At 42.8% G+C, this 16,027-nt stretch carries 21 protein-coding genes; 8 read left to right on the forward strand and 13 right to left on the reverse strand.

Annotated elements, in window-relative coordinates; all coding sequences use genetic code 11:
- Positions 1-237: integrase core domain-containing protein (locus K339_RS0121500; protein ID WP_028525449.1), on the forward strand; the 237-nt coding region annotated here is incomplete at its 5' end.
- A gap of 35 nt (positions 238-272) precedes the next feature.
- On the opposite strand, the gene K339_RS0121505 is transcribed toward K339_RS0121500, so the two are convergent.
- The 7 genes from K339_RS0121505 to K339_RS0121535 form a co-directional block, all read right to left on the reverse strand.
- The gene (locus K339_RS0121505; protein ID WP_028525450.1) at positions 273-1,115 is read right to left on the reverse strand and encodes an SDR family oxidoreductase; all 843 of its coding nucleotides are present in this window, start codon (positions 1,113-1,115) and stop codon (positions 273-275) included.
- Positions 1,116-1,173: 58 nt separating this feature from the next.
- On the reverse strand, positions 1,174-1,767 hold the full coding sequence (locus K339_RS0121510; RefSeq protein ID WP_211243826.1) for a VOC family protein: 594 nt from the start codon (positions 1,765-1,767) through the stop codon (positions 1,174-1,176).
- Positions 1,768-1,815: 48 nt separating this feature from the next.
- Positions 1,816-2,745 (reverse strand): AraC family transcriptional regulator, encoded by a 930-nt coding sequence (locus K339_RS0121515; protein WP_028525452.1) that lies wholly within the window; start codon positions 2,743-2,745, stop codon positions 1,816-1,818.
- A 151-nt stretch (positions 2,746-2,896) separates the two neighbouring features.
- Complete coding sequence (gene rpe, locus K339_RS0121520) at positions 2,897-3,553, reverse strand: ribulose-phosphate 3-epimerase (protein WP_028525453.1); 657 nt, start codon at positions 3,551-3,553, stop codon at positions 2,897-2,899.
- A gap of 43 nt (positions 3,554-3,596) precedes the next feature.
- Positions 3,597-4,448, reverse strand: coding sequence for a bifunctional transcriptional activator/DNA repair enzyme AdaA (locus K339_RS0121525; RefSeq protein ID WP_028525454.1), 852 nt, complete (start codon positions 4,446-4,448; stop codon positions 3,597-3,599).
- 75 nt (positions 4,449-4,523) lie between these two features.
- Positions 4,524-4,913, reverse strand: a complete 390-nt coding sequence (locus K339_RS0121530; protein ID WP_028525455.1) for a hypothetical protein — start codon at positions 4,911-4,913, stop codon at positions 4,524-4,526.
- A 64-nt stretch (positions 4,914-4,977) separates the two neighbouring features.
- Complete coding sequence (locus K339_RS0121535) at positions 4,978-5,529, reverse strand: NUDIX hydrolase (RefSeq protein ID WP_028525456.1); 552 nt, start codon at positions 5,527-5,529, stop codon at positions 4,978-4,980.
- Between the two features lie 114 nt (positions 5,530-5,643).
- On the opposite strand from K339_RS0121535, the gene K339_RS0121540 reads away from it, so the two are divergent.
- Positions 5,644-6,516, forward strand: a complete 873-nt coding sequence (locus K339_RS0121540; protein ID WP_028525457.1) for a DUF2911 domain-containing protein — start codon at positions 5,644-5,646, stop codon at positions 6,514-6,516.
- 82 nt (positions 6,517-6,598) lie between these two features.
- On the opposite strand, the gene K339_RS0121545 is transcribed toward K339_RS0121540, so the two are convergent.
- The 3 genes from K339_RS0121545 to K339_RS0121555 form a co-directional block, all read right to left on the reverse strand.
- The gene (locus tag K339_RS0121545; protein ID WP_028525458.1) at positions 6,599-7,189 is read right to left on the reverse strand and encodes a bifunctional nuclease family protein; all 591 of its coding nucleotides are present in this window, start codon (positions 7,187-7,189) and stop codon (positions 6,599-6,601) included.
- A 173-nt stretch (positions 7,190-7,362) separates the two neighbouring features.
- A complete protein-coding gene (locus K339_RS0121550; protein ID WP_028525459.1) occupies positions 7,363-8,328 on the reverse strand; it encodes an electron transfer flavoprotein subunit alpha/FixB family protein in 966 nt (321 codons plus the stop codon).
- 37 nt (positions 8,329-8,365) lie between these two features.
- Positions 8,366-9,103, reverse strand: coding sequence for an electron transfer flavoprotein subunit beta/FixA family protein (locus K339_RS0121555; protein ID WP_028525460.1), 738 nt, complete (start codon positions 9,101-9,103; stop codon positions 8,366-8,368).
- A 108-nt stretch (positions 9,104-9,211) separates the two neighbouring features.
- Between K339_RS0121555 and K339_RS0121560 the strand changes: the two genes are divergently transcribed.
- The 6 genes from K339_RS0121560 to secG all read left to right on the forward strand — a co-directional run bounded on the left by K339_RS0121560 (position 9,212) and on the right by secG (position 14,359).
- Positions 9,212-9,541: a tetratricopeptide repeat protein gene (locus K339_RS0121560; RefSeq protein WP_028525461.1), complete on the forward strand. Its 330-nt coding sequence runs from the start codon at positions 9,212-9,214 to the stop codon at positions 9,539-9,541.
- A 116-nt stretch (positions 9,542-9,657) separates the two neighbouring features.
- Positions 9,658-11,097, forward strand: coding sequence for a tRNA (N6-isopentenyl adenosine(37)-C2)-methylthiotransferase MiaB (gene miaB, locus K339_RS0121565; RefSeq protein ID WP_037301553.1), 1,440 nt, complete (start codon positions 9,658-9,660; stop codon positions 11,095-11,097).
- 6 nt (positions 11,098-11,103) lie between these two features.
- On the forward strand, positions 11,104-12,450 hold the full coding sequence (locus K339_RS0121570) for a sigma-54 interaction domain-containing protein (RefSeq protein ID WP_028525463.1): 1,347 nt from the start codon (positions 11,104-11,106) through the stop codon (positions 12,448-12,450).
- A complete protein-coding gene (lptE, locus tag K339_RS0121575; protein WP_310586645.1) occupies positions 12,437-13,102 on the forward strand; it encodes an LPS assembly lipoprotein LptE in 666 nt (221 codons plus the stop codon). The genes K339_RS0121570 and lptE overlap by 14 nt, the downstream gene beginning before the upstream one ends.
- A gap of 24 nt (positions 13,103-13,126) precedes the next feature.
- Entirely contained in the window at positions 13,127-13,945 is an 819-nt protein-coding gene (locus K339_RS0121580) for a DUF8458 domain-containing protein (RefSeq protein ID WP_028525465.1), read from the forward strand.
- A gap of 51 nt (positions 13,946-13,996) precedes the next feature.
- The gene (gene secG / locus K339_RS0121585) at positions 13,997-14,359 is read left to right on the forward strand and encodes a preprotein translocase subunit SecG (protein WP_028525466.1); all 363 of its coding nucleotides are present in this window, start codon (positions 13,997-13,999) and stop codon (positions 14,357-14,359) included.
- 562 nt (positions 14,360-14,921) lie between these two features.
- Here secG and K339_RS0121605 read toward each other — a convergent pair.
- Genes K339_RS0121605 through K339_RS34420 form a run of 3 tightly spaced genes read right to left on the reverse strand, consistent with a single transcriptional unit; the run spans position 14,922 to position 16,007 of the window.
- Positions 14,922-15,155 (reverse strand): hypothetical protein, encoded by a 234-nt coding sequence (locus K339_RS0121605; protein WP_028525468.1) that lies wholly within the window; start codon positions 15,153-15,155, stop codon positions 14,922-14,924.
- 11 nt (positions 15,156-15,166) lie between these two features.
- On the reverse strand, positions 15,167-15,583 hold the full coding sequence (locus tag K339_RS0121610) for a hypothetical protein (protein ID WP_157607691.1): 417 nt from the start codon (positions 15,581-15,583) through the stop codon (positions 15,167-15,169).
- Positions 15,584-15,593: 10 nt separating this feature from the next.
- Complete coding sequence (locus tag K339_RS34420) at positions 15,594-16,007, reverse strand: LytR/AlgR family response regulator transcription factor (RefSeq protein ID WP_051398161.1); 414 nt, start codon at positions 16,005-16,007, stop codon at positions 15,594-15,596.
- Positions 16,008-16,027 lie beyond the last annotated feature (20 nt).

The following is a 16,027-nucleotide window of genomic DNA, read 5'->3' on the forward strand; positions in this document are numbered from 1 at the left end:
CCCCAACAAGATGCGCACATCGAAGCCTACCATTCCATCATGGAAAGCTCTGTATGTCAGAGGTTTGAATTTGACGATTTGAAGCAAGCTCGAGAAACATTGGAGGAATTTAGAAGTTTTTATAATTTCGAGAGAATACATGGAGGAATCAACTTTCAAAGCCCTTACAAGTATTTGCTCAAACATAACATTGACATGAAAAATTTAACTCAAAATAAGACAAAAATCTGTGCTTGAAGTCTCTAACTTTCTATCATTTACGTGTCCAATAATTAGCGGTTAGCACAGGTGTAATTTTTCCAGTTTTCTAACTGACTTGATACTTCTTCTAATTTATTCTTAGAAATATCATAAGCATCTTGCCCTAAGAATAGATGTAAAGGTGGATTTTGTTCTTTACTCATTTCAATCAAGACATTAATTGCCTTATCTGGGTCTCCTGGTTGATTGCCATCTATTTCGTTTTGATGTGCAGTCTGTGATTGTCTTGCTTCCAAGTAATCGTCAATTGGATTTTTGGGTGCTAAAACGGAATCTTTAGACAAGAAGCTAGTTCTGAAATAGCCAGGATATACCAGAGTAACATTTACTCCAAACGGTTTGGCTTCTACAGCAAGGGCTTCGGTTAAACCTGCTACTGCAAATTTTGTAGAACAATAAATTCCCCAAGCCGCAAAGCTTCCCACGAAACCACCAATAGACGATATATTAAAAATATGTCCCGATTTGTTAGCTCTCAAATGAGGTAATACTTGGCGAGTTACATTCAGAAGCCCGAAAACATTTACATCGTAATTGCTCCTTACTTCTTCGTTTGAAAGTTCTTCAATCGTTCCAATTTGACCATAACCAGCATTGTTTACTACTACATCAATTGTTTTGAAATGTTGAATTGCTTTTGCAACGGCAATTTTTACGCTTTGCTCATTAACTATATCAACTTCCAATGGCAGAAAGTTTTCAGACTGCTCGCCTACTTCGTTCACTAATGATTTTATAGTTCGGGAAGTGGCAGCCACTTGATAGCCATCATTCAAAAGTCGCTTTACAAGTGTAAGTCCTAAGCCTTTTGAAGCCCCTGTTACAAACCAAACTTTATTTTTTAAATTTTCCATGTTTCCTAATTGTTAACTAAATCTAAGGTTTCTATAATATTGAATACCTGTTTTGACATTATGAAATCACTTCTGCGAGCTCTATTACATTTCCCCATAGGTCAGAGAAGAAACCAAGACGTTTGCCAATTACAGGAAGGTTAAAAGGCTCACCGAGAATAGTTACACCACGTTTGCTTAATTCGGCAAGCGTTTCATCTACGCTTTTTACATCCATACAAATGTGATGGTAGCCGCTTGGGTGAAGGCTTTCGTTTAGGTCGGCATAGTTGGCTTTAGGTTCAGGGTTGCCACCAGCTAATAACTCAATCCAGAAATTGTCATCATTGGCGGGAGCTAAATAAGCCAGTTGTAAATCGCCAAATGGCCATTCATGCAGTAAACGGAAATCTAATTTTTCCATGTACCAGTTTTTAGTTTGTTCATAGTTAGGAACTCTGAGTGCTACGTGAGCACCTCTCATGTTGCTAAATACACTTTGTGTATTTTTTGCAGGAATATTGATTGTTGTGTTTTCCATTTTGTTTGATTTTTTATTCGTTATTGATGATACAAAGGTGCTACGGTTTCCTGCCTTTTGTGTTAGGAAAGCCAAAGGGGCTATTATGAATATCAAAGATGAGTATTGAGCAAAAAAAAATGCTGCTATCAATTAGCAGCATTTTTTGAATATTAAATGGGAGCTTATTTTAAGCTACGCTTATGCTTTGGCAGAGAGAAACGATTTCCTAAACGCTACAGGAGTAAGTCCTGTATTTTTTTTGAAGAAAACAGAAAAATTTGGTTGGTCAGAAAATCCCATGCTGTAACTAATATTATGCAAGTTCCAGTCTGTTTGAAGCAGTAAAACTTTGGCTTCATCCAAAAGCCTATTGCGAATATGAGTACTTGCATTTTGCCCTGTATGTTTTTTCAATAATTCATTCAGGTAATTGGGATGAATACCTAAGTCGGCTGCAAATTCCTTTGCAGTTCGTATGCGTATTGGGGAATTGTAATTAATATTTGAGGTCTCTGTTTCCAATAAGTTGAAAAATTGATGTACGTGTGAAAACTCCTCAGTAACAGCATCGGGCTTGGGGTATTTTCCCACTTTCATACTCTCTACCATTAATAGCTGAATATAAGCCTGTATTGAATCTTCCTTGTAAGTGCCATTGGTATCTTCTTCTTCCTGCATTTTGATAAATAGATTATTGATAACAGGCACTTCAGATTCACTCAAACGAATTACACTTTTTGATTTGTCGGTATAGAGAGCAAATTTGTCGATAGTAGATTTTAGATTTGGAAAGATATTTGTGAACTCTTTTTTGAAAAGCACATAATATCCTGCTGGTTCATCGGAAAGATTTTTCCATGAAATAATATCATTAGGATGAATATACAACAAAGTAGGTTCGTCAATGTAGTAGGTGTTAAGCCCCATTGTAAAAACGCCTGAACCTTTTGAGATAAATAATACTTTGTAAAATTCACGCCTGTTTGGTGATAAATAATTTCTGCATTCGTGATACTTACGATTAAATACTTTTACTGTCCATTCTTCATAAAAATCCCTCAAAACGGGAATCATATCAGGTAAATTTCGTAAGGTATCTATTTGTTTTAAATCTATTGTAGTTTTCATTACTTAAAAATCTATTGTTCTACTTTCTATCAATTCACGATTAATTGTTGTCCAAATTGACAGGCCTGCCCATGCGGTCTGCATGGGCATTTTCGTAGGCAGATTTAACTCCCTTAGCTGGAGCCCTCAAAACACCAAAGCCTTTCTCAATTTACCAAACCTTCTTCAAATTTGAAATCGTTTCGATGGGGTCTTGGGCGTTGAAAACAAAGCTCCCTGCGACCAGCGCTCTTGCTCCTGCGTGGTAGAGGAGGGGCGCATTTTCTTGGTTGACACCACCATCTATTTCTATTATGGCTTTACTTCCCTGCTTCTCAATCAATGCCGCTGCCTGGCGTACACGCTCGTAGGTGCGTTCAATGAATTTTTGCCCGCCAAAACCTGGATTGACGGACATAATCAGTACCAAGTCCAAATCGGCAATGACGTCTTCGAGAACGCTCACGGGCGTGTGAGGGTTAAGAGCAACCCCTGCTTTGGCCCCTAAGTCCTTGATTTGTTGAATAGTACGGTGAAGATGCGGGCAAGCTTCGTAATGAACCGTCAACACCTCGGCTCCTGCGTCACGAAAGGCGGCAAGGTAGCGCTCTGGTTGCACAATCATTAAATGGACATCCAGCGGTTTTTGAGCGTGTTTTTTGATCGCAGCCGTGACGGGTAACCCGAAAGAAATGTTGGGAACAAACACGCCATCCATGATGTCAACGTGAATCCAATCGGCTTCACTGGCATTAAGCATTTCAACATCGCGTTGGAGGTTAGCAAAGTCGGCGGCCAAAACCGAAGGAGCAATAAGGGGAGATGTCATGAAAAAAGAAATCTTGATTTTGGCCGCAAAGTTCGCCTTTTTTTTACGAAATCTGGCTCATTTCCCAGCCCAAAATTGCCTTTTTTCGGGTAATACCCCAGCGATAACCCCCAATTCCCCCGACTTTTTGCAAAACTCGATGGCAAGGAATTAGATAGGCAATGCGGTTACTTCCAATGGCAGTTCCTACGGCTCTGTGGGCAGATGGTTGTCCGATTCGTTGGGCAATTTGCTCATAACTAGCTAGTTGTCCTTTTGGGATGGATAGCAAGGCTTCCCAAACTTTGATTTGAAAATTGGTGCCGCGCAACAAAACCGTAATGGGTTGTGTCATATCTCGCGCAACATCAAAAATCTGATTGATCGTAGATTGGGTGATTTCAGGCGCGTGAATCCAGGTTGCATTTATCCATTCCTGTTGGAGCGAATGGGTGAGCGGTTCGGCTTCCTCTTCTTCCAAAAACCTTAATTCCATCACCCCCCGAGCTGTGACCGCAATGAAACAAGCTCCGAAAGGCGTTTCGTGGATGCCGAAGTGGACGGTAAGTCCTTGTCCTTGGTGCTTAAACTCCGCAGGAGTCATGGCTTCGTAAGTCACAAACAAATCGTGCAGGCGACTGGTGCTCGATAAGCCTGCTTCAAGGGTGGTATCAAGTAAGTTGGCCGACTGGGCGAGGCGTTCTTTGGCAAATTCTTTGGTTAAAAAACGCAAAAATCGCTGTGGACTTGTCCCCGCCCAACGGCTAAAAAGTCGGTTGAAGTGAAACTCCGACAACGCTACGTGATTGGCAATATCGGCCAACGACGGCTGTTGTTGAAAATTAACTTCAATAAAACGAATCGCTTTTTCAATTCGTTGGTAATCAATGCTTTGTTGTTCGCTGATAGTATCCATTTCTGGGGAGATTTCTTTCAGCAAAAATAGGTAGAAATCAGCATTACATTCAATCCGAATCTTGCTCAATTGGCCTCATTGGTCGGTCGAGTCACTCAGCTCGTAGCGCACGTAAGGCGCGGAGGTATCGGCAACCATTAGGCTTTTTTTCTGGGTTTTGTTTCGGCTTCGGAGGGTAGGTTGTTTGTAATTATTGGGCTGACTTTTAACGGATCTGACCGAAAAAGTAATCCCGCCTACCTGTTTTTTACTCATCTGAATCTGTTTCTGTTCTTTGTACGACAAGTGCGGCGAAAAAACAAAAGGTGCTTTGTCCACCTTAATGGTGGTTTTGGGGTTGTTTTGTGGCGAAGGATAATTATTGCGGTCTTCTTTGTTGTGTTGTGCGTTACTGAAATGGGAATTTAGAACCCACAACAAACACATAACCGCCATGCTTCGACATGGAGTTAAGGTACGCTTCATGATGGTACTTGTTCTGATTGGAATACATTACTTAAAGTACCAAAGATAAGCGGAATTACCTGTTTTACTCAAAAAAAGTACTTAATTTTTGTTTGCGTGCCATACGCATAATAGACTCCGAATTGTTGTAGCTTGCTACATCTTCCAGCGGAATCCAGACCAAGTTTTTGGATTCATTGTTGATTTTCAAGGGTATAGATTTATTGGCACGTAGCAGAAAACGGATGTCGTAGTGAAAATGGGCGGGATCTTTGGTGTTTGCAGGGATTAAGTGAACATCCACATCATAGATTGAATGGGACACGACTTCAACAGACACTAAGCCTGTTTCTTCTTGTGCTTCCTTAATCGCTACTTGCAAAATGTCCCATTCGCCATCGGCGTGGCCTCCTGGTTGAAACCAGCGGTCAAGTTTTCGATGGTGCATCAGTAGGACAAATTGCCCTGTTTCATCCACCACCCAAGCAGAACCTGTGATATGACCAATCTGGAGTGAGCGTTCAAAACAGGCAGGATTTTGTTTCACAAATTCAATGGTTTCGAGCCACATGCGTTGTTCTTCGGTGTCAGTGGGTTGGTAAGCTTGGAGGAGTTGAAGGAGTGGAGTACGGTTCATACGTTTGTTAAAATTGCACAATATTCAGGGACGAAGGTATGGAATCTATCACATTCTTTTCCGTATCTTCGCCTCGAAAATTTCCCAAAATTATCTAATAAAATACCTAAAAAGATGAAAAAATCGTTGGTAATCACCGCTTTAACTTTTGTTGGCGGTATGGCTATGGCCCAAATCCGTACCCCACAACCTAGTCCAGCAGCGACAGTGATGCAAACTGTAGGAGTCACTGACATTACAGTAAAATACTCTCGTCCAGCCGTAAAAGGCCGTGAGGTATTTGGTAAACTTGTTCCTTATGGACAGTTTTGGCGCACAGGTGCCAACCAAGCAACTGCCATTGAGTTTTCAACAGATATTATGTTGGATGGCAAAACAGTTCCAGCAGGTAAATACTTCCTTTATAGCATTCCAAATGCCGATGCGTGGACGGTAATTATCAATAAATCAGCCGCAACTGCGCCCGAACAATACAAACAAGCAGACGACGTAGCGCGCATATCGGTGAAGCCTGAGCAAGCAGCCATGACGGAATCGTTTGAAATTGGTTTCTCAAACATTACAGACTCTACGGCTAATCTGGACATCAAATGGGACAAAGTTAAAGTAAGCCCATTGTTGGCCATTCCTACGACTAAAATTGTGGAAACAGCCATTGATAAAGCGGCGGAAGCAAGTGCTAACAACATGAATGCGGGCGCAACGTATTTGTTGGGCAAAGGAAGTAATTTACAAAAAGCCCTTTCTATGGTCAACCAAGCGGTAGCTTACAAAGAGACTTTCCGTAACGTTTGGACTAAAGCCCAGATTTTGGCCAAGTTGGGTAATTTTGCTGAAGCAGCACCGTTGGCGAAAAAAGCGTTGGATTTGGGTCAGTCGAGCAACGATACTTCTTTCCCATTCTTTAAAGATGCCATCGAAAAAGGCGCCGCTGAGTTTGCCTCAAAAATTCCAGTGCCTGTGTTGCCTACTAAGAAGAAAAAATAAAATGCTCTTTGTTTAACAGAAAAGCCCCGACCAAATCGGGGCTTTTCTATTGAGAACAGTTGATGAAAACAATTCCCTTTTGCTAGTTACGACGGGCTATTTCGTCACGAATTTTAGCGGCTTTTTCGTATTCTTCGTTGTTGAGAGATTGCTCCAACACTTTGTGAAGCTCTTCTAAACTCATGTTTTTGATTTGGTCAGTCCACGAACGTGGCTTTGACGACTGTACAATTTCTTCTATGGGTTCGTCGGCATCAGACTGTGAACCAGAGGTAATACCTGCTTCCGACAAAATGGTTTCGTACGTATAAATTGGCACATTGAAACGCAGTGCAATGGCTATGGCATCAGAAGGACGCGCATCAATGACCGTATCACGAATGCCATCAGTGCATTGCAAACGAGCGAAGAAGATGCCTTCTTTTAAATCCGAAATGATAATTTCACTGACTGAATAATTGAATGCCTTTGCAAACGACTTGAACAAGTCGTGGGTCATGGGACGATTGGGCTGGATTTTTTCTATTTCTATCGCAATGGCTTGCGCTTCAAACATCCCAATAATAATCGGTAAACGACGGTTTCCGTATTCTTCTCCCAACACCAAAGCAAACGAACCAGTTTGGGATTGGCTTGGGGAAAGCCCCAAAATTTCAAGTTTTATTTTTTCCACTATGATAAATGCTAAAGCACGGCTTTTTTTAGGACACAAAAATAGTAAACCTGCGGGGATTTGAAAAGGCTTTCTTTTCTCCCGCAGGTTTGTAACATTGGAACTTTCGACGAAGTTTCAAAATAATAAAAGACAAGTGGCAAATTAGCAAGTGGCAAAGTACTTCTTACCTCTTATTTACTTTCTTTGACCGCTTTTGTCAAGCGAGGTAAAATGTCAAAAACATCACCTACGATGCCGTAATCGGCGGCTTTGAAGAATGGCGCTTCGGGGTCTTTGTTGATGGCCACAATCACTTTGGAAGAGTTGACACCCGCTAAGTGCTGAATAGCTCCCGAAATTCCGCAAGCAATGTACAAATTAGGTGCCACTTTGATACCTGTTTGGCCAATGTGCTCGTGGTGAGGGCGCCAGTCAAGGTCAGAAACTGGTTTTGAACAACCCGTAGCTGCACCAAGTGACTGTGCCAAGTCGAGTAGCGGTTGCCAATGTTCAGGGCCTTTCATTCCACGTCCACCCGACACCACAATGTCGGCTTCGGTCAGCGACAACTCTCCGCTGGCTTTTTCTTGGCTGATTACTTTGGCTACAAAATCGCCACTACCAAGGGCAGGAGAGAAGCCAACAACCTCGGCACTTCCGCTGCCAGCAATGGCCTCGATGGCATTTTTCTTAATACCCAAAATTTTGATTGCTCCTTTTACTGCGACTGTTGCAAAAGCTTTTCCTGTATAAATACTGCGTTTTACCTTAAAACCGTCGGTCAAATCTGGCAGTTCGGTTACGCCTGATACAATGCTTGCGCCTAATTTAGCGGCAGCGCGTGCCCCCATCGAATCACACAAACCTGATTTTGGCAGAATAACTACCTCGGCTCCTTCCTGCTGAACTGCGGCGGCCAATACCGAGGCGTAAGCCATGGCGTTTTCAGTAGCTAATTCTGGCGCGTTTGCGTGCAAAACTTTGCTGGCACCGTACGCACCTGCGGAGGCTAATTCCGACGTTTCGGCATTGCCAATGGCCAAAACAGTGGCGGTAGTTCCTTTTACTTTGGCAATTTCTGCTCCGTATGCAATGGCTTCCAAAGATGTTTTTTTGATACTACCGTTATCGAGTTCTACAAATATTAAAATTGACATGATTTCTAAGTTTTTTGCGTTTGAAAATTGACAGTTTTTACAACACCTTCGCTTCTGTTTTGAGTAATGAAATGAGGGTTTCGGCTTGGTCGGCAGGAATCATCTTACAAGCACCTTTAGGGGCTGGCAAGGTGTATTTGTCCAAGGTTGCAAGCTCGTCAACGGCCACTGGCTCAACCACTTTTAGGGGCTTCGTACGGGCAGTCATAATTCCGCGCATGTTAGGAATTTTCCACTCAGCGATGGGCTCTTGGCAACCTAGTACCAAAGGAAGTGACGCTTCCAAGTTTTCTTTGCCTCCTTCAATTTCACGGGCAAACTTGGCGGTTGAACCTTCAATGTCAAGTTTCATGACAGGAGAAAATGACGGAATTCCGAGCATTTCGCCCACCAAACTGTGAACAACGCCGCTGTTAAAATCAATGGATTCGCGTCCCATCAAAATCAAATCGTAGCCGCCTTCTTTGGCAATGGCCGCAATTTGGGCAGCGGTAAAGTAGGAATCTTGTGGATCGCAATTGACACGAATGGCATCGTCGGCACCAATAGCTAATGCTTTACGGATTTGAGGGTCACTTTCGGCTTCGCCTACGTTCAAAACGGTGATGGTTCCTCCCAGCTTTTCTTTCAATTCAACGGCTCTGGCAAGGGCGTAGTCATCGTATGGGCCGATGATGTACTGCACGCCTGCTTTGTTAAATTTAGTGTCATTGTCGGTAAAACTGATTTTGGCCGTTGTATCAGGTACGTTGGTAATGCAAACTAAAATTTTCATGTGCTTCGTCGGGATTATTTGAAATATAACTTTAAGGAGATTTATTTTGTTGGTGCAAATATATAAAGCACAAGGTTTAAAAATAGTATGCTTGCATAATAATTTTTTATGGACAATAACCGACTCGAATTACTGCTTCAATTTTACGAAGAAGATTCTCAAGACCCTTTTAATGCGTATGCGTTGGCGATGGAGTATCTAAACAAAGACACTGCAAAGGCCAAAGTCTATTTTGATACTTTGCTGGATGAGCATCCTTCGTATTTACCAACGTATTACCATGCCGCAGCGTTGTATGCAGCCCTCGAAAATCTCGAACGGGCCGAGGCATTGTACCAAAAAGGGATGGAATTGGCTCTCCAACAACAGAATACCAAAACATACCAAGAGTTACAACGCGCGCATCGCCAATTCTTGGATGAACAAGAAGATTGGTAAAGCCTGGCAACAGGGAAAGCGAACCCCTTAAAGTTTGTTAAACTCTGCCACTTTGTCAGTTTTGTCGTCTATAATTTGTACCTTTGTGGTTCAATTTTTTTTAACGAATTATTGGAATGATTACCTCAACACTAAAAATATTGTCGGAAAGCGATAAAGAGGCGTGCGAAGTCGTGAAAGTGAGTGAAGAAGAATTGGCAGCAGGCAAAAAACGGCTGTTTATCGAAAGCTATGGCTGTCAGATGAATTTTTCGGACAGTGAAATTGTGGCTGCAGTCATGCGAAATGCCGATTTTGCGACTACTTCTTCGGAAGACATGGCCGATGTCGTTTTCTTAAATACCTGTTCAATCCGCGATAACGCCGAGCAGAAAGTTAGAAACCGATTGAAACACCTCAACACGTTGAAGAAAAAACGCCCAGGTATGATTGTGGGTGTGTTGGGATGTATGGCAGAACGCCTAAAAACCAAGCTTTTGGAAGAAGAGAAAATTGTTGACATCGTGGCAGGCCCTGATTCTTACCGCGATTTGCCACGGTTGGTAGAGGAAGCAGAAACGGGTCAAAAAGCCGTCAACGTCTTTCTCTCTCGCGAGGAGACTTACGCTGATATTTCGCCAATTCGTCTCAATTCCAACGGAATTACGGCCTACATCAGCATCATGCGTGGCTGCGATAACATGTGTAGCTTCTGCGTAGTACCTTATACCCGTGGACGGGAGCGTAGCCGTGATCCTTTTAGCGTAGTTCGTGAAGCAAAACAACTTTTCGATGAAGGCTACCGTGAAGTAACACTTTTGGGCCAAAATGTGGATTCTTATAAGTATAGCCCCCCAACTCCCGACGGGGGAGAAGGGCAAATGGTGAATTTTGCGCAGTTGTTGGAAATGGTAGCGACCATTAGCCCAGATTTACGCGTACGTTTTAGTACTTCACACCCTAAAGATATCACCGATGACGTACTTTGGACAATGAAAAAGTACGAAAACATCTGTAAATACATTCACTTGCCAGCGCAAAGTGGGAATAGCCGCGTGTTGAAAATTATGAACCGCACGTACGACCGCGACTGGTACATCCAAAAAATTGACCGTATTCGCGAAATTTTAGGCGTAGATTGTGGTATTTCAACGGATATGATTACGGGCTTTTGTTCGGAAACGGAAGAAGAACACCAAGATACGTTGACGCTGATGGAGTACGTAAAATACGATTATGCGTACATGTTTGCTTACTCAGAGCGCCCAGGAACACCTGCCGCTAAGAAACTTAAAGATGACATTGCGGAGGACGTAAAAAAACGCCGTTTGCAAGAAGTGATTGCGGTACAATTGCAACACTCAGGCGAGCGTAACCAACTGGCCGTGGGTAAAGTCCACAAAGTGTTGGTAGAAGGGCCATCTAAGCGCTCGGATGATTTCTTGTGTGGCCGCAATGACCAAAATAAAGTAGTAGTATTCCCGAAAGAAAACTTCAAAAAAGGAGACTACGTACAAGTGTTAGTAACAGAATGCTCGTCGGCTACTTTGATTGGCCATGTGGTAGAAACAGTTTAGGATACAATGACAAACCCTGAAATTCAATCCATTAAAAACCGTTTTGGCATTATCGGTAATGCGCCTGCTCTCAACTACGCCCTTAACGTAGCGATGCAGGTAGCCGCCACCGATTTGACGGTGCTCATAACGGGAGAAAGTGGAAGTGGGAAAGAGTCGTTTTCTAAGATTATTCACAATCTTAGTTCACGTAAACATGGCCCATTTATTGCCATCAACTGCGGCGCAATTCCCGAGGGAACCATTGACTCTGAGTTGTTTGGCCACGTGAAAGGTTCGTTTACGGGAGCTATTGAAGACCGTAAAGGATATTTTGAAATTACCAACGGTGGTACAATTTTCTTGGACGAAATTGCAGAAATGCCCGTAGGTACCCAAGCACGTTTATTGCGGGTATTGGAAAACAAGGAATTTATCCGCGTGGGGTCATCGGCAGTACAAAAAACCGATGTTCGTGTGGTAGCGGCAACAAACGTTAATTTGATTGATGCAGTGCAGCGTGGTAAGTTTCGGGAAGATTTGTATTATCGACTCAATACAGTGCCCATTGCCGTGCCGCCCCTTCGCGAACGTGGAAGCGACATCGACTTGTTGTTCCGAAAATTCACTTCTGATTTTGCAGAACGGTACCGAATCGCACCCGTGACGCTTACGAACGAAGGGAAAGAAATGCTGATTAGTTATAATTTCCCAGGGAATATTCGTCAGTTAAAAAACATTGCCGAGCAAATCCAAATCTTAGAAGCCGAAAATAAAGTACCAATTACGCCGCAAGTTTTGGTAAAATACTTACCCAATTACGCATCAACGACGCGCTCGATGACGTTTTTAGGAGCGGGAGGTAACAATGCCGCAGCGGGAGAGTCATTTAATGAGCGGGAATTGCTGTACAAAATTTTGTTTGACATGCGCCGCGACATGAATGACCTCAAAAAGCTGGTATTGAAGCTGTTGAGCGGCGATGCCCACCACGGAGAGATTTTGCGCGAACATGGTAGTCTATTTAGTAGTATAGAAGCCGACACGCAGCCTTTATCAGAAACCACGAAACTGTTGCCAAGCGGAACAGCCCACAACGCATCCACAACGCAGCATTCATCTGGGTCAATGTCGAATAATACGCCCAATATTATTCAGATTTCCCCTTACGATAGCATTGAGAATGAGGTAGTGGATATTTCGCACGAAACAGCGGAGGATGAGTCGCTCTCCTTGGAGCACAAAGAGAAAGAGATGATTGTGAAGGCTTTACAACGCAGTGCTGGCAAACGAAAATACGCAGCTCAAGCCCTCGGGATTTCAGAACGAACATTGTATCGTAAGATAAAGCAGTATGATATTGAAGAAGATTAGTTTTCAGTTTTCTGTTTTGGGTTTTCAGTTTAGTGTTTCCCGTTTAGAGTTTCGGGTTTTGGGTTTCGCGTTTTCTGTTTTGGGTTTTGGGTTTCGAGTTTCTGGTTTTAAACTCCAAACCTCCAACCGTAAACCCCAAACTCCAAACCATAAACCGAAAACCCTAAACTTAATACTCCTAACGACCCTTTTATTGGCGTTGTCAGGCTGTTATTCTTTTAGAGGAACTACCCTTTCGCCCGACATAAAAAGTGTGACGATTACCAACTTTACGATGGGTACAGCGGGGGGGCCAGCCAACATGGCGTTGCAGTTTAATGAAAAAATGAAGGAGTATTACCAACGTAATACCAGTTTGGCATTGTTACCGCTAAACGGCGATTTGCAGTTGGAGGGTTCTATTACAGCTTATGAAGTTACTCCTGCGGCACCGACTGCCAATGACCAAGCGGCCCTAAACCGACTTTCTATTACCATTCAGGTAAAGTTTACCAACAATAAAGATGAAGAAAAGAACTTCGATCAAAGTTTCTCATTCTTCAAAGATTTTCCTCAAAGTCAGACACTAAGCCAAGTTGAAAGCCGACTTGTACCCCAAATTTTGGATCAAATTGTCCAAGATATTTTTAATAAGTCGGCAGGGGACTGGTAGGTTTTGTATAAAACGACCCCATATATGAGTAATCGTTACGTAAAAGAATCATTTTCGTACTGGACGTCGCATCCAGACGATATTACGGAGGCTGACATTCCTCACCTCAAGGAAGCATCCGATTTGTACCCTTATTGTCAAACATTACGGGTATTGATTGCCAAAGCAACCGCACTTCATCAGCCAGAGGTGGCGGAAGTGCCTATTCAGAAAGCCGCAGCGTATTCAATAAGTCGAAATACATTGCGAAAATTAATCCAAAACGAATTTCAATGGTCGCCCAATCTCAAGAGTAAAAAATTTGAAAATGTCTTGTGGCCAGCTGATTATCAGAAAAAGGAAGTGGAATCATTGGCAAAACCCCGATGGAGCTTGCCTGAATTACCAAAAATTAGCCTTTTTGACGAACCATTAGATTCATTACAGCAGAAAACATTGATGCCAGAATTGCCACCTATTGACGACACGACATTGCGCGAGAACGTATTGCAGAATGATTTAGAACAGATTGAGAGTTCGACAGCCGAAGAAAATGTAAAGTTACATCGAGAACTTGAACGCCAAATTCAGATGGACATCATTGATAGCTTCATCGAAAATGAGGCCCGAATTGGTCCCATCCGCGCTAATCTGAACGACGTAGTTAATGTTGAGCCTGAAGACCTGGCCAAAAAACGAAATTCTACTGTAAAAAGAGAGGTAGTAAGCGAAGGGATGGCGAGAATCATGGTGCGGCAAGGAAAAATTGAACGGGCCATTGAAATATACGAGCAACTGATGTTGAAAAAACCAGAAAAAAAGGCGTACTTTGCCGAAAAGATAAAAGACTTAACCACGGAGTAGCAAGTGAAAGGTCAATCTTGAACTAGAAAACTCATAACTGAAAACAAAAAAATGTTTACCGTATTTATCGTTGTAATTGCTATTATCGCTGTATTGTTGGTTTTAATCGTATTGGTTCAAAACTCAAAAGGAGGCGGTTTAGCAGGAGAATTTGGAGGAAGTGGTGCGAGCCAAATGTTTGGTGTAAAGCGCACAACTGACCTTTTGGAACAAATCACTTGGGGATTGGCAGGTGCCATGGCTATTTTAGCGTTGGTATCTCACTTGTTCATCGGACAACCTCAAGCGGCGGGTGGAATCAATAGCGTGAACGTAGAAAAAGCGAACCAACGTTCGTTGCCTGCGGCTCCCGCGCCTACAACGCCTGCTCCAGCAACTACACCAGCTCCTGCACAACAACCAGCGCAGAAATAAGTCAGTGCTGTTGCTTCCAAACGGAAGCCAAAAAAGCTCGAAGAAACCATTCTTCGAGCTTTTTTTGTGGTTTGTTGTTGGTTTTTAGCAAGATGATTTGCTTGAAATGCGACCATTTTGGGGAAAAAATGCGTGTGCTCTTTATAAATTGAGCCCCGTAACATGGCCTTTTTGAACACAAACCCGAAACGAATTACTTGATTCAGACAGGTACCAGTGTTCGGTAAAAACGGCATCGTTGAGGGCCAAACCAGTTTGAAAAACCACTTCCGAAAGTGCTGCTGTTTTTCCAAAAGTTGTTTGTGTTTGTTTTGGTCGCGCGGTAGGTACAACTGATTGTCAATAAGAATCGTATCGTGCCAAAAACGGTCTGTCAAGTAGTTTTCCAAACGGCTTTTGTACTATCAATCGGGATGTCGAATCCGTAGCGTTCGGTTTCTTTGGGCGAACTCAACCCACAAGCGGTCAAAAGCCAGGAAATAATTCCCATCAGTAAGAGAAGGTTTACGTGAGGTTTACAAGTAGGTTTCATGCGTTGAGTCGTTAGTTCCACGTCCATATTTTAAGGCTTTTGAACGTACCAATGACACTTCCGTTCCAATCGCTGCTGTTGGTAGTAGAGGCCACTAGGCCAATTTTTCTTCAATGGCTTGTACACTATCCAGATGGGCTTGTTTTTTTCTTCAGCTCTTTGCTGGAGCAGAGCAGCTACGTTTTCTGGTTTATTGGCCCACTGCACAAAAAAATAACCTGCAATGATTACAAAAAGGATAATGATGAGGAGAATTCGGAGCATAACTGTTGAAATTAGGCGTAGGCGCTAAGGTAACTTTGGAGCGTCCCCCAATATTTGTGAGGAAGGGTGATCCGTACTCCATCAATTTGGCAATAAACCACTTTTCTAAACAAAGAAGTTGTGAGTTCCCAGTGGCGTAATTGGTGCCAAGGAAGTAGTAAAGGTTTATGACCGACTTGAAAAAATGGCATTATGTGCAAATACAGCCCTTTTTCTGTAAAAGCGATTCGGAGTAAGTTGTTGTAACTAGCCAATCCCACCTGCCCACTTACGTTGGTATAAAAACCTTCTTGGAGAGGAGGCGTGGCATACTGGCTCGCTAAATTTTGCCAACCGCTAACGTGCGAAAAACCAAAAACGATGGCTGACCACAGTGCAGTAAAAAACAGGCAAAATGCGATGATGATTCCAACAATAAATAATGCCATTTCCATGAGTTTAGTTGGCTAACCGTTGGGTATGTTGAAAGATGTGATACACTTGCTGAAACACTTTGCGTTTGCGGCGCGCAATAGGTAGGCACAACCCATTTTGAAGATGCACTTCGTATTCAGGAAAATCACAGGATGAGATGGAATCGAGGTTGACCAAAAATGATTTATGTATTCGGGCAAAAGGGTAAGTTTTTAACTCTTGATTATATTCCTTTAAGGTTTTAGCCACTAGAAAACGCCGCCCATCTTTTAGGTAGATATTGCTGTAGTTGACATCACTTTGGATATAGAGTATCTGGGTGATTGGGATACTCACAAAGCGATTCATGTAAGGCAACGTGATTTTTGGGATGGAGACTTTTCGCTGAGGAGGAGTTTTTACAAGCAGAGGCAAAGGCGGATGAGTGAGCGCGTTCATAACTTCAAGGGGTTTTGTTT

This window comes from Runella limosa DSM 17973, from assembly GCF_000482465.1.
Classification (GTDB): Bacteria; Bacteroidota; Bacteroidia; order Cytophagales; family Spirosomataceae; genus Runella; species Runella limosa.

What these genes read in the sequence shown, in the direction of transcription:
- K339_RS0121505 (WP_028525450.1), bottom strand. Translation starts at nt 1,115, where the DNA reads ATGGAAAATTTAAAAAATAAAGTTTGGTTTGTAACAGGGGCTTCAAAA.
- K339_RS0121515 (WP_028525452.1), bottom strand. Translation starts at nt 2,745, where the DNA reads ATGAAAACTACAATAGATTTAAAACAAATAGATACCTTACGAAATTTA.
- rpe (WP_028525453.1), bottom strand. Translation starts at nt 3,553, where the DNA reads ATGACATCTCCCCTTATTGCTCCTTCGGTTTTGGCCGCCGACTTTGCT.
- K339_RS0121525 (WP_028525454.1), bottom strand. Translation starts at nt 4,448, where the DNA reads ATGGATACTATCAGCGAACAACAAAGCATTGATTACCAACGAATTGAA.
- K339_RS0121530 (WP_028525455.1), bottom strand. Translation starts at nt 4,913, where the DNA reads ATGAAGCGTACCTTAACTCCATGTCGAAGCATGGCGGTTATGTGTTTG.
- K339_RS0121535 (WP_028525456.1), bottom strand. Translation starts at nt 5,529, where the DNA reads ATGAACCGTACTCCACTCCTTCAACTCCTCCAAGCTTACCAACCCACT.
- K339_RS0121540 (WP_028525457.1), top strand. Translation starts at nt 5,644, where the DNA reads ATGAAAAAATCGTTGGTAATCACCGCTTTAACTTTTGTTGGCGGTATG.
- K339_RS0121550 (WP_028525459.1), bottom strand. Translation starts at nt 8,328, where the DNA reads ATGTCAATTTTAATATTTGTAGAACTCGATAACGGTAGTATCAAAAAA.
- K339_RS0121555 (WP_028525460.1), bottom strand. Translation starts at nt 9,103, where the DNA reads ATGAAAATTTTAGTTTGCATTACCAACGTACCTGATACAACGGCCAAA.
- K339_RS0121560 (WP_028525461.1), top strand. Translation starts at nt 9,212, where the DNA reads ATGGACAATAACCGACTCGAATTACTGCTTCAATTTTACGAAGAAGAT.
- miaB (WP_037301553.1), top strand. Translation starts at nt 9,658, where the DNA reads ATGATTACCTCAACACTAAAAATATTGTCGGAAAGCGATAAAGAGGCG.
- K339_RS0121570 (WP_028525463.1), top strand. Translation starts at nt 11,104, where the DNA reads ATGACAAACCCTGAAATTCAATCCATTAAAAACCGTTTTGGCATTATC.
- K339_RS0121580 (WP_028525465.1), top strand. Translation starts at nt 13,127, where the DNA reads ATGAGTAATCGTTACGTAAAAGAATCATTTTCGTACTGGACGTCGCAT.
- secG (WP_028525466.1), top strand. Translation starts at nt 13,997, where the DNA reads ATGTTTACCGTATTTATCGTTGTAATTGCTATTATCGCTGTATTGTTG.
- K339_RS0121605 (WP_028525468.1), bottom strand. Translation starts at nt 15,155, where the DNA reads ATGCTCCGAATTCTCCTCATCATTATCCTTTTTGTAATCATTGCAGGT.
- K339_RS0121610 (WP_157607691.1), bottom strand. Translation starts at nt 15,583, where the DNA reads ATGGCATTATTTATTGTTGGAATCATCATCGCATTTTGCCTGTTTTTT.
- K339_RS34420 (WP_051398161.1), bottom strand. Translation starts at nt 16,007, where the DNA reads ATGAACGCGCTCACTCATCCGCCTTTGCCTCTGCTTGTAAAAACTCCT.